This is a genomic window from Dietzia sp. SL131 (assembly GCF_026672565.1).
GTDB lineage: Bacteria > Actinomycetota > Actinomycetes > Mycobacteriales > Mycobacteriaceae > Dietzia > Dietzia kunjamensis.
This window is the reverse complement of sequence record NZ_JAPPRI010000003.1, coordinates 3,185,794-3,198,020: the sequence shown is the minus strand read 5'-3', so window position 1 is coordinate 3,198,020 and position 12,227 is coordinate 3,185,794. Positions and strand designations below refer to the sequence as shown.

The 12,227-nt window shown below is 67.4% G+C and carries 7 protein-coding genes; all 7 read left to right on the top strand.

Annotation, left to right across the window (positions count from 1 at the left end; genetic code table 11):
* Positions 1 to 475 precede the first annotated feature (475 nt).
* The gene (dnaA, locus tag OVA21_RS15960) at positions 476 to 1,981 is read left to right on the top strand and encodes a chromosomal replication initiator protein DnaA (RefSeq protein ID WP_067720197.1); all 1,506 of its coding nucleotides are present in this window, start codon (positions 476 to 478) and stop codon (positions 1,979 to 1,981) included.
* Between the two features lie 868 nt (positions 1,982 to 2,849).
* Positions 2,850 to 4,025, top strand: a complete 1,176-nt coding sequence (gene dnaN, locus OVA21_RS15955) for a DNA polymerase III subunit beta (RefSeq protein WP_268092829.1) — start codon at positions 2,850 to 2,852, stop codon at positions 4,023 to 4,025.
* A gap of 25 nt (positions 4,026 to 4,050) precedes the next feature.
* Positions 4,051 to 5,340, top strand: a complete 1,290-nt coding sequence (gene recF / locus OVA21_RS15950) for a DNA replication/repair protein RecF (protein WP_268092828.1) — start codon at positions 4,051 to 4,053, stop codon at positions 5,338 to 5,340.
* On the top strand, positions 5,337 to 5,891 hold the full coding sequence (locus OVA21_RS15945; RefSeq protein ID WP_120285664.1) for a DciA family protein: 555 nt from the start codon (positions 5,337 to 5,339) through the stop codon (positions 5,889 to 5,891). The genes recF and OVA21_RS15945 overlap by 4 nt, the downstream gene beginning before the upstream one ends.
* 86 nt (positions 5,892 to 5,977) lie before the next feature.
* The gene (gene gyrB / locus OVA21_RS15940; RefSeq protein WP_268092827.1) at positions 5,978 to 8,107 is read left to right on the top strand and encodes a DNA topoisomerase (ATP-hydrolyzing) subunit B; all 2,130 of its coding nucleotides are present in this window, start codon (positions 5,978 to 5,980) and stop codon (positions 8,105 to 8,107) included.
* A gap of 863 nt (positions 8,108 to 8,970) precedes the next feature.
* Entirely contained in the window at positions 8,971 to 11,499 is a 2,529-nt protein-coding gene (gene gyrA / locus OVA21_RS15935) for a DNA gyrase subunit A (protein WP_268092826.1), read from the top strand.
* A 3-nt stretch (positions 11,500 to 11,502) separates the two neighbouring features.
* On the top strand, positions 11,503 to 12,156 hold the full coding sequence (locus OVA21_RS15930) for a DUF3566 domain-containing protein (RefSeq protein ID WP_268092825.1): 654 nt from the start codon (positions 11,503 to 11,505) through the stop codon (positions 12,154 to 12,156).
* Positions 12,157 to 12,227 lie beyond the last annotated feature (71 nt).

Here is a 12,227-nt window from a genome sequence, read left to right as displayed (position 1 = left end):
AATCACCGAAGGACGGCGGCACCACGACGCGCCGGGCGCCCACGGGCGCACGACAGACTGCTCAAGATTACGCGCCCGAGGCGCCGGCCGCCAAACCGTGTAATCCCATTGGTCTCACTGATACCAGTTTCCTGGCCACAACGACACGCCCACGGCCGCGATGCTTGACATCCGCCCTCCAGTCAATCTTGAGGGTTGCCCCCCGGTTCACCATGTTGTTACCGTCATTCCTCAGGCGAGCCCCACCAGGGCTGCAAGACGCGACGTGAATCCGAACAAGCACCTCCGACCCCTCCCCACCGACGACCTACCCGCGAACCGACGGGAGGGGTCTGTCTTCCCACAGCTGTGGACAACCATGTGGATACCTCGGTGGACCTGGGTCGGAGCCTGTGGATAGAGTGTGGTTCCCGGCGCCGCCGGCGACCCGGACCACCAGCAACGCCCGACACCCGACGAGAGGAGACCGCCCACCGTGTCTCCTGAACTCGAACACGTGTGGAGTGCCGTCCTCGACAAGCTGACTGATCCGGAACTGGCCAGTGACGACAATCCGGCCCTGTCGCGCCAGCAGCAGGCGTGGCTCCGGCTCGTCCAGCCGATCGCCGTGGTCAACGGTTTCGCGATGCTCGCCGCCCCGTCGGCCTTCGCCCGCGACAACATCGAGTCCATCCTCCGCGGTCCCATCACGCGCGCACTGAGCTCGCAGCTCGGGGAGCCGATCGATCTGGCCGTCAAGGTGGACACGTCACTCGCCGGGGCTCAACTACCGACGGACGACGCCGACCACCCGGCCATCGACGCGGAGGACATCCACGGCCCCGGCGCGGAGGACGAGCATCCGCCCGCCACGACCCGCCCCCGGCGGATGACCGAGGAGCAGATCGCCGCCGAGCGCCTCCTCCACGGCAGCGACCGCGACGAGGCGTTGTCCGCCGCGTCCGCGCCCGGGTTGAACGAGCGCTACACGTTCAGCGCCTTCGTCCAGGGCAACTCGAACCGCTTCGCCCGGGCCGCCGCACTGGCTGTCGCCGAGGCACCGGCCCGTGCGTACAACCCGCTGTTCATCTGGGGCGAGTCCGGTCTGGGCAAGACCCACCTGCTCCACGCGATCGGGCACTACTCCCTGCGGATGTACTCCGAACAGAAGGTCAAGTACGTCTCGACCGAGGAGTTCACCAACGACTTCATCAACTCCGTCCGCGACGGCCGCCAGAACATGTTCAAGAAGCGGTACCGCGAGGCGGACATCCTCCTGGTGGACGACATCCAGTTCCTCATCGGCAAGGAACAGGTCCAGGAGGAGTTCTTCCACACCTTCAACACGATCCACAATGCGCAGAAGCAGATCGTGATCTCGTCCGACCGGCCACCCAAGCAACTGCAGCCGCTGGAGGACCGCCTGCGCACCCGCTTCGAGTGGGGTCTGATCACCGACATCCAGCCGCCCGAGCTGGAGACGCGTATCGCGATCATCGACAAGAAGGCCAAGTCCGAGAACTACGTGGTCCCGAGGGACGTCCTCGAGCTCATCGCGACGCGGGTCCAGCGCAACATCCGTGAGCTCGAGGGAGCTCTCATCCGGGTGGTGGCGTTCGCCTCCCTCAACGGCCACGAGATCGATGTGCCGCTCGCGGAGGTCGTGCTCCGTGATGTCGTCTCGGACGACGATTCCCTACAAATCTCGGCCGCGACCATCATGGCGGTGACCGCGGAGTTCTTCTCCACGAGCATCGACGAACTGTGCGGCACCTCCAAGACCCGGTCGTTGTCGCGGGCCCGCCAGATCGCCATGTACCTGTGTCGCGAGCTGACCGATCTGTCGCTTCCCAAGATCGGCGTCACCTTCGGTGGCAAGGACCACACGACGGTCATGTACGCCCAGCGCAAGATCCTCAAGGAGATCAAGGACGACCGGCGCACGTACGACCAGATCCAGGAGCTGACGGCCCGGATCAAGGAGCGTTCGCGGTCCCTCTGAGCTCCACGCCGGAACTCACCCACGCTGTGCGCTCGCGCCGCCGCTTGTGCCCGGCCCCGCTTGTTCTCGCCCCCGCGGACGTCCACCGACGCCCCGCGTCTCCGGCCGGCCCTCTGCCGACACCGAACGCGACGCAGATGACGGTCCGCGACGGCGACAGCAACAGATCGGCGCCCGACGGCGTCCGCACGCCCGGGTGCGCGGACCCAGGACGGCTGCGAGAGGTCGTAACAGGCCCTGTGCGGCCCTCTGCCGAGTCCGGCGTTCCGCCCCGAACGGATACCCGCCCCGATTCGCGAGAAAGACCCCGCCCGACGGAAGACGAACCGTGGGACTCCCGGGTCTCGCTGTCGAGTCGCGCACACTTCGTCTGATTCGAGGGCCTCACACGGGTCATTCCACACGCATCAGGACGCGCCGTACGGCACATCCGGGACCCCCACACACCCTTTGTCACACCCTTCACAGCTGTGGACAACCCTGTGGAGTCTTGTGGACCGACGGTGGACAGACGGTGGACGGACTCTTGTGATTCCACCGGGGTCGGGAGGCAAATCACAAGATCGCACGATTGCGTCCACACGACGAAATCGGCACAGACCTGTGATTACAGGCCTCGGCTCACAATTTCACAGGACCTACTACTACCTCTTATCTCTATAGATAGTTCTTGTTAGAAGTAGGAATGTGGAGCGGCGAGCCTGCTTGACCGGGTTACGCCGAGTCCGTGTGTCCGCTGTCGGTCCTAGCGGTTACTCTCATGGAGACGTTCCGCCCCCGGCGGCGGGAGCGTGCAGCACGAGCTTGAACCGACCAATCGTCCAGATACCGGATCCCGGTATCCGCCCCCGCCTGAAAGAGGTCATCGATGGAGATCACGGATCCGACGTTCCGCGTCACCCGCGAGGACTTCGCGGATTCCGTGGCCTGGGTGGCACGCACGCTGCCCTCGCGTCCCTCGGTCCCGATCCTCGGCGGGGTGCTGCTCGAGGCCGATTCGGGACTGATGATCTCCGGGTTCGACTATGAGACCTCAGCGCAGGTATCCGTGCCGGCCGAGGTGTCCGAGCCCGGCAGCACGCTGGTGTCCGGCCGACTCCTGGCGGACATCGCCCGTGCCCTGCCGGACCGTCCGGTCGAGGTCGTCGTCACGGCCCAGAAGATGTACATCTCCTGCGGTAGCGCGAAGTTCACGCTCCCCACCATGCCGGTCGAGGATTACCCGCAGCTGCCGGCGATGCCGGAGGTGACCGGATCCGCCGAGGTCGACGCGTTCTCCGAGGCCGTGTCCCAGGTCGTCGTCGCGGCGGGCAAGGATGACACCCTGCCGATGCTCACCGGCATCCGGATGGAGATCGAGGATACCCGCGTCACGCTCATCGCGACCGATCGGTTCCGTCTCGCCATCCGGGAGTTCGACTGGGAGCCGGCCCGCGCGGATGTCGCGGTCGAGGTGCTCATCCCGGCCAAGGCGCTGTCCGAGGTCACCCGTTCCGCCGGCCACGGTGGTCGCGTGGATCTGAGCCTGGGTGCCGGCTCCGATGTGGGCGCCGAGGGCATTCTGGGTGTGCTGGTGTCCGGTCAGCGGACCACCACCCGCCTTCTCGACGCGGAATTCCCCAAGGTCCGCCAGCTGCTCCCGCCGCAGCACACCTCACTCGCGATCGTGGAGGTGGACTCGCTCGTCCAGGCGATCAAGCGGGTCGCGCTCGTCGCCGACCGCGGCGTGCAGGTGCGCATGGCGTTCTCGGATGGTGAGCTCGCACTGTCGGCCGGAGGCGATGACGCCGCCCAGGCCAACGAGACCCTCCCGGTCGACTTCGTCGGCGAGCCGCTGACCATCGCGTTCAACCCCGGTTACCTGCTCGACGGCCTCGGCAGTGTCCATGCCGCCCGCGTCGCCTTCGGTTTCACCCAGCCCAGCCGCCCGGCCGTGCTGCGTCCGGCACCCGAGACCCTCCCGGAGCCCGGCGCGGACGGCGCGATCGAGCCGGTGGATTCCGACCACACCTACCTGCTCATGCCCGTGCGCCTGCCGGGCTGAGGCCCCGCCCCGGAACCTATCCGGTATGCACCTGCGTCACCTCAGGCTCCTCGATTTCCGCTCCTGGCCCCTGCTCGAACTCGAGCTCGAGCCCGGGGTCACCACCCTGGTCGGGCGCAACGGGCACGGTAAGACCAACGTCCTCGAGGCGGTCGGGGTCCTCGCCAGCCTTCGTTCGCACCGCGTGGCGACCGACGCGCCGATGATCAGGACGGGCGCCGGAACCGCGCTGGTGGGCGCACTCGCACACAACGCGGGACGTGAGTTGACCGTCGAACTGGCGCTCAATGCCGGCAAGGCCAACCGGGCGCGACTCAACACCTCCCCCTGCCGACGACTGTCCGACGTCCTCGGGGTGGTCCAGTCCGTACTGTTCGCGCCGGAAGACCTGGCGCTCGTCCGTGGCGAGCCGGCCGAACGTCGTCGGCTTCTCGATGAGCTCATGATCCAGCGGCGCCCGGCGCTGGGTGGTGACCTCAGCGAGTACTCCTCGGTGCTGCGCCAGCGGACCGCCCTGCTCAAGTCGGCCTCCGGTGCACTGCGGCGTGGCCGGCCGGAGGATTCCGCGGCCGTGCTGGACACCCTCGACGTGTGGGACGGACGGTTGGCCGAACTCGGAGCACGATTGGTCGCCGGTCGGATCGACCTCCTCCGGCAGTTGCGGCCCCTCGTCGTCGACGCCTATCGGGGCCTGGCCCCGGAGTCCCGCCCGGCCGATCTCACCTACCGGTTCCGCGTCGCGGACGCGCCCGACGAGTCGGAGCTGACCGATCCGGAACTTGTCGAGGCGGTGTTGCTCGCCGAGCTCGGGCGGCGTCGTCGCGACGAGATCGACCGCGGGATGTCACTCGTCGGACCGCACCGCGACGACCTGATCCTGAGACTCGGCGACGAGCCGGCGAAGGGGTTCGCGAGTCACGGTGAGACGTGGTCGTTCGCCCTGGCGCTGCGACTGGGATCGCTCGAGCTGTTCCGTGCCGACGGGGCGGAACCGGTCCTTCTCCTGGACGACGTCTTCGCCGAACTCGACCGGCACCGCCGGGCCGCTCTGGCCGATGTCGCGGCCGGTGTCGAACAGGTGCTCATCACGGCCGCAGTGGGCGAGGACGTCCCGGCCACGCTGCGCGGGGTCCGTCATGACGTCGTGATGACGGGCGAGGGAGCGGATCGTCACTCGACGATGACGGTGTCACGACGTCAGCATGACGGTGCTGACGCGGGCGAGCACGCCGGCGGGGATGATGGGGTCAGCGACGCGGACAGTGGTGGGGACGACGACGACAACACCGATACCGGAAGCAGGGCAACACCGTGACGGACCGAACCGGCAAGGACTCCGTAACACCGTCTGACCCGCCACAACGCGGTTATGACATCGCCAAGCAGGCGCTCGAGGAGGCCCGCGCCCGGGCCCGGGCGGAGGGCAAGCAGGTCGGCCGGGGACGGACCGGCCCGGTGGGGGCGGGCAAGCGGTTGCGCAAGCGCGGGTGGACCGGATCCGGTGCCGACCCGTGGGACCCACAGCCCCTCGGCAAACTCGTGGGCCAGGTCGCCAAGAAACGGGGTTGGGACGACAAGGTCACCACCGGGCGTCTGTTCGCGGAGTGGGACCGGATCGTCGGGGAGGACGTCTCGGCGCACGCCACCCCGGAGCGCCTCGAGGAGGGAATCCTGTACGTCCGTGCGGCGAGTACCGCATGGGCCACGCAGCTGCGGCTCATGTCCGCCGACATCCTCCGCAAGATCGCGGCCGCCATGGGGCCGGGTCATGTCCGTCGTCTCAAGGTGGAGGGGCCGGAGAAACCGAGCTGGCGCAAGGGGCCCCTGCACGTGTCCGGTCGCGGCCCCCGTGACACATACGGGTGAGGGCCGGGCGTGCCCGTGGCCCGCGTGACGGTTGTCGCAGGTAGACTGGGCCGGTCCCAGACCCCCGAGACGCGAGGAGTTCGCACGTGGCGGACGCCAAGAGCAAGGCCAACAACAGCGGGCCCAAGGAATACGGTGCATCATCGATCACCGTTCTCGAAGGGCTCGAGGCCGTCCGGATGCGGCCGGGTATGTACATCGGCTCCACCGGACCGCGGGGATTGCACCACCTGATCTGGGAGGTTGTCGACAACTCCATCGACGAGGCGATGGCGGGTCACGCGACCGGCGTCAAGGTCACGTTGCTGGAGGACGGCGGCGTCGAGGTCATCGACGACGGCCGGGGCATCCCCGTGGAGATGCACGAGCAGGGCATGCCCACCGTCCAGGTCGTCATGACCCAGCTGCACGCGGGCGGCAAGTTCGACTCGGACTCCTATGCGGTGTCCGGTGGTCTGCACGGGGTCGGCATCTCCGTGGTCAACGCGCTGTCCACCCGGGTCGAGGTCCAGATCAAGCGCGACGGGCGCCTGTGGAAGCAGGACTTCGACATGGCGGTCCCGGCAGAGCTGGTCGACGCCGGCCCCGCCGAGGGCACCGGGACCAGGGTCCGGTTCTGGGCGGATCCGACGATCTTCGAGAGCACCGAGTACGACTTCGACGTGGTGGCACGCCGCCTCCAGGAGATGGCGTTCCTCAACAAGGGACTCACCATCACACTCACGGACCGGCGGCCGCGTGCCGAGAAGGCCGCCGAGCTGGACGCGATCGCGGACAGCGAGGGCAGCGGCGCGGAGGCGGCGCCCGGTTCCGACGAGGGGTCGGATCTCGCCCACGCGGTGGATGCGGAGCAGGCGTTCGCCGAGGGCGCGCAGGCAGCCGACGCCGTCGAGGTGACGCCCGTCGAGCCGGTCAAGGTCCGCGAGCGTAAGCGCACCTTCCACTACCCGGACGGTCTGAAGGACTACGTCACGGCTATCAACAAGTCCAAGACCTCGATCCACCCGACGATCCTCTACTTCGAGGGCAAGGGGCCCGGCCACGAGGTCGAGGTCGCGATGCAGTGGAACTCCGGTTACTCCGAGTCCGTCCACACCTTCGCCAACACCATCAACACCCATGAGGGCGGCACCCACGAGGAGGGCTTCCGCGCCGCGCTGACCTCCCTGGTCAACAAGTACGCGCGCGAGAAGAAGCTCATCAAGGAGAAGGACCCCAACCTCACGGGAGATGACATCCGCGAGGGCCTGGCGGCCGTGCTCTCCGCGAAGATCTCGGATCCGCAGTTCGAGGGTCAGACCAAGACCAAGCTCGGCAACACCGAGGTCAAGGGCTTCGTCCAGCGACAGGTGTCGGAGCACGTCGGACACTGGTTCGAGGCCAATCCCGCCGAGGCCAAGGTCATCATCAACAAGGCCATCGCGTCGAGCCAGGCCCGCGTCGCAGCACGCAAGGCCCGCGAGATGGTGCGTCGCAAGTCGGCCACCGACATCGGCGGCCTGCCCGGCAAGCTCGCCGACTGCCGGTCCAAGGATCCGTCGAAGTCCGAGCTGTACATCGTGGAGGGCGACTCCGCCGGCGGCTCGGCCAAGTCGGGTCGGGACTCGATGTTCCAGGCGATCCTGCCGCTGCGCGGGAAGATCATCAACGTCGAGAAGTCGCGGATCGACAAGGTCCTCAAGAACGCCGAGGTCCAGGCCATCATCACGGCGCTGGGAACCGGCATTCACGAAGAGTTCGACATCGACAAGCTGCGCTATCACAAGATCGTGCTGATGGCGGATGCCGACGTCGATGGTCAGCACATCTCCACGCTGCTGCTGACGCTCATCTTCCGGTTCATGAAGCCGCTGGTCGAGAACGGGTACGTCTACCTGGCGCAGCCGCCGCTCTACAAGCTCAAGTGGGGCAAGGGCGAGCCGGACTTCGCGTACACGGACCGCGAGCGGGACGAACTGCTGAAGATCGGCCTCGGGAACAAGCGCAAGATCAACGTCGACGACGGCATCCAGCGCTACAAGGGCCTCGGCGAGATGAACCCCAAGGAGCTGTGGGAGACCACGATGGACCCCGCGGTCCGTACGCTCCGCCAAGTCACCCTCGACGATGCCGCCGCGGCGGACGAATTGTTCTCCATCCTCATGGGTGAGGACGTGGACGCGCGCCGCAATTTCATCACCCGCAATGCACGCGATGTGAGGTTCCTCGACGTCTGATGGCGTGCCGGGGAGGCACGGAAAGAAGGGGGGCGTCTGCCGAACTCGGCGGATGCCCCCTTCTTCCTCGGGTGGTTCCAACGCCCTGGAGCGTCCCGCAGTCGTTCGGGGCGGGCAGCCCGGCGAGCCGGTCACGCAGATGCTGCACGGCGGGCCCGGAGTTGGCAGCCGCGGCCGAGCCGTGCGTGATCCCGGGGACCAACGGCGTGGTCTCGTAGCGGAGATGCACGTCCCCACTCTGAGCGCGCCAGCTACGGCCGGTGTCGCACGAACAATATGCCTGATCATCAGGCGGTGTAGACCCTGGCGGTGGCATGATTGTCTGATGACCCAGTCGCCTTTCATCGGCCTCCACGGCCGGACGCGACGGTCGACTGTTAGATCGGGGATGCCTACCGCCGGCACCAGAGGTCGACGTGGTGAGCCGCGATCACTCAGCGCAGCTTACGAGGGTGTCTACTTGATCCGTTAGGTCAATGCCTCCTAGGCCCAGCCCGACGCAGCGTCCGGTTGGAGCGAGCTCCAACCGCCTAAAGAAGAAATTATTTAGCATGTCCGCTCTCTATGATCTGAGCTGGATCTATCAGGCGGCACTTCCAACGGAGCCCGGCGTCCTGTTCTTTCACGCAGGGAAACTAAAGAAAGCGTTACGGGATGTCGTGTAAGACACGTGACCATTAAGAGCACGTCGAGGGCGGCCGACGGGCCGGGGGCGCCCGGGACGCCGGTGCGTGGGCCCCGGGAGGACCTCGAGTGGCCGACCCCCCGCGCGCCCGTACCCGTGTTTTCGCTGGACCTATAGACTGGCGGGGTCGGAGCGTGCCCTCGTGGTGCCGTTTCGAGCGCGAGACGAAGAGGAGCCCATGACGGACATGACGTTGCCGCCCGAAGCCGGGGGTCACGACCGGATCGAGCCGGTCGACATCCAGGCGGAGATGCAGAGAAGCTACATCGACTATTCGATGAGCGTCATCGTCGGACGAGCGCTACCTGACGTCCGGGACGGGCTCAAGCCCGTCCACCGCCGGATCCTCTACGCGATGTGGGACAACGGCTACCGGCCCGAGCGCAGCTACGTGAAGTCGGCCAAGCCCGTCGCCGACACCATGGGTAACTACCACCCCCACGGTGACTCGGCGATCTACGACACCCTGGTGCGCCTCGCCCAGCCGTGGGCGATGCGCTACCCGATGGTCGACGGCCAGGGGAACTTCGGCTCGCGCGGCAACGACGGCGCCGCCGCCATGCGCTACACCGAGTGCAAGATGACCCCGCTGGCCATGGAGATGGTCAGGGACATCGACAAGAACACGGTCGATTTCCAGCCCAACTACGACGGCAAGACGTCCGAACCGGTCGTCCTCCCGTCGCGCATCCCCAATCTGCTGGTCAACGGCTCCAGCGGCATCGCGGTCGGAATGGCCACCAAGATGCCGCCCCACAACCTGCGCGAGGTCGCCGAGGCGATCTACTGGTGCCTGGACAACCCTGACGCCGACGAGGAGGAGACCCTCGCGGCGTGCATGGATCGGATCAAGGGTCCCGACTTCCCCACCCACGGCTTCATCGTGGGCGAGCAGGGGATCAGGGACGCCTACACGACCGGCCGCGGTTCGATCCGCATGCGGGGCAAAACCTCCATCGAGGAGGAGGGCAACCGGACGGTCATCGTCATCACGGAGCTGCCCTACGAGGTCAACCCGGACAACATGATCCTGTCGATCGCCGAGCAGTTGCGGGACGGCAAGATCGCCGGCATCTCGAAGATCGACGACGAGTCCTCGGACCGGGTCGGCCTGCGCATCGTCGTCACTCTCAAGCGTGACGCCGTGGCCAAGGTCGTGCTGAACAACCTCTACAAGCACTCGCAGCTGCAGACGTCCTTCGGCGCGAACATGCTGTCGATCGTGGACGGTGTTCCCCGGACCCTGGCCATCAACCACCTCGTGCGGTTGTACGTCACGCACCAGATCGAGGTCATCGTCCGGCGGACCCAGTACCTGCTGGACGAGGCCGAGAAGCGGGCCCACATCCTGCGGGGACTGGTCAAGGCGCTGGACGCGCTCGACGAGGTCATCGCACTGATCCGCCGTTCGGAGACCGTCGAGGTCGCGCGCGAGGGTCTCAAGGACCTGCTCGACATCGACGACGACCAGGCGCAGGCCATCCTGGACATGCAGCTGCGCCGCCTCGCGGCCCTCGAGCGGCAGAAGATCGTCGACCAGCTCGCCTCGATCGAGCTCGAGATCGCCGACTACAAGGACATCCTCGCCAAGCCCGATCGGCAGCGTGCGATCGTCGCCGACGAGCTCCGCGAGATCGTCGAGAAGTACGGGGACGACCGCCGGACCAGGATCATCCCGGCGGACGGGGACGTCACGGACGAGGATCTGATCGCCCGCGAGGACGTCGTCGTCACCATCACCGAGACCGGGTACGCCAAGCGGACCCGCACCGACCTGTACCGCGCCCAGAAGCGCGGCGGCAAGGGTGTGCGCGGCGCCGAGCTCAAGCAGGACGACATCGTCCGGCACTTCTTCGTCTCCTCCACCCACGACTGGCTGCTGTTCTTCACCACCAAGGGCCGCGTCTACCGGATCAAGGCCTACGAGCTGCCCGAGGCGAACCGCACGGCCCGTGGTCAGCACGTGGCCAACCTCCTGGCGTTCCAGCCGGAGGAGCGCATCGCCGGCGTCATCCGGATCAAGGGCTACCAGGACGCGCCGTACCTGGTGCTGGCCACCCGCAACGGGTTGGTCAAGAAGTCCCGGCTCGAGGATTACGACTCGCCGCGCTCCGGCGGCCTGATCGCCGTGAACCTGCGTGACGGGGACGAGCTGGTCGGGGCGGCACTGGCCGGACCCGACGACGACCTGCTGCTGGTCTCGGAGAAGGGCCAGTCGATCCGGTTCCACGCCAACGACGACACGCTCCGCCCGATGGGCCGCGCGACCTCCGGCGTGATGGGCATGCGGTTCAACGACGGCGACGCCCTGCTGAGCATGTCCGTCGTGCGAGCCGAGTCCTCGGACCAGGAGAAGTACTTCCTCCTGGTGGCCACCGAACGCGGCTACTCCAAGCGCACCGCCCTGAGCGAGTACACGGCCCAGGGCCGCGGCGGCAAGGGCGTGCTCACGCTCATGTTCGACCCGAAGCGCGGGAAGCTCGTCGGTGCGACGATCGTGGAGTTGCAGGACGAGCTCTACGCCATCACCTCCGGCGGTGGCGTCATCCGCACGTTCGCCAAGCAGGTCCGCAAGGCGGGCCGGCAGACCAAGGGCGTGCGGCTGATGAACCTCGCCGAGGGTGACTCGCTACTCGCCATCGCCCGCAACGCCGACGAGCCCGACGACGAGGACCGGTCCGAGGCCGAGTCCGTCGAGGAGGCGTAACCCATGACCGAGCCGACCGACCCGGGCACCGACGGTCCAGCACCCAAGGGGTCCGCCCCGACACCCGGCTACGGGGCCCCCGGCACCACGCCGGAGACGAGCGCGTCTGACGCGACCACGTCGTCTCAGGGGTCGGGCTCGTCGTCGACCCCGGCTGCGTCTACCCCGGCTGCCGAGACCACCCGATTCCCCACGGCCACCCCTAACCGCGCCGAGGGCTCTGGCGGGGTCTCCCGGGCCTACTCCGGGGGAGCTGCCGGCCAGGCCGCGCCGATCGTCTCGCCGGCAGAGCGACGCGGACCGCTCGAGTCGACGCTGGTGCTGCGCCGCATCGACCCGTGGTCGGCGTTCACCACCGTGCTCGGCCTGATGTTCGCGCTCTACCTCGTGTGGATGGTCGCGATCGGCGTCACCTACCTCCTGCTGTCCGGGATGGGTGTCTGGGACCGGCTCGGCGGACTGCTCTCCGGCGTGGCCGGCGACGAGTCCGCCTCGGTGATCGGGCCGTCGACGATCTTCCTCTACAGCGGTGGAGTGGGACTGCTCAACGTCCTGCTGCTCTCGATCCTCGCCACCCTCGCGGTGTTCATCTACAACCTCGCCGCCGGTCTCACCGGTGGTGGTGTCCAGGTGACGCTCGGAGATCGGCGGAGCTGAGCGGCCGCGATCGCCGCGAGGCCTGAGCGCTGCCGTACGCCGAAGGACGTGACCGGCCGATGCCGATCCTC

Bases quoted from the DNA above. Each gene is read 5' to 3' on its own strand.
- dnaN (WP_268092829.1), top strand. From the start codon at position 2,850: ATGGAGATCACGGATCCGACGTTCCGCGTCACCCGCGAGGACTTCGCG.
- recF (WP_268092828.1), top strand. From the start codon at position 4,051: ATGCACCTGCGTCACCTCAGGCTCCTCGATTTCCGCTCCTGGCCCCTG.
- gyrA (WP_268092826.1), top strand. From the start codon at position 8,971: ATGACGGACATGACGTTGCCGCCCGAAGCCGGGGGTCACGACCGGATC.
- OVA21_RS15930 (WP_268092825.1), top strand. From the start codon at position 11,503: ATGACCGAGCCGACCGACCCGGGCACCGACGGTCCAGCACCCAAGGGG.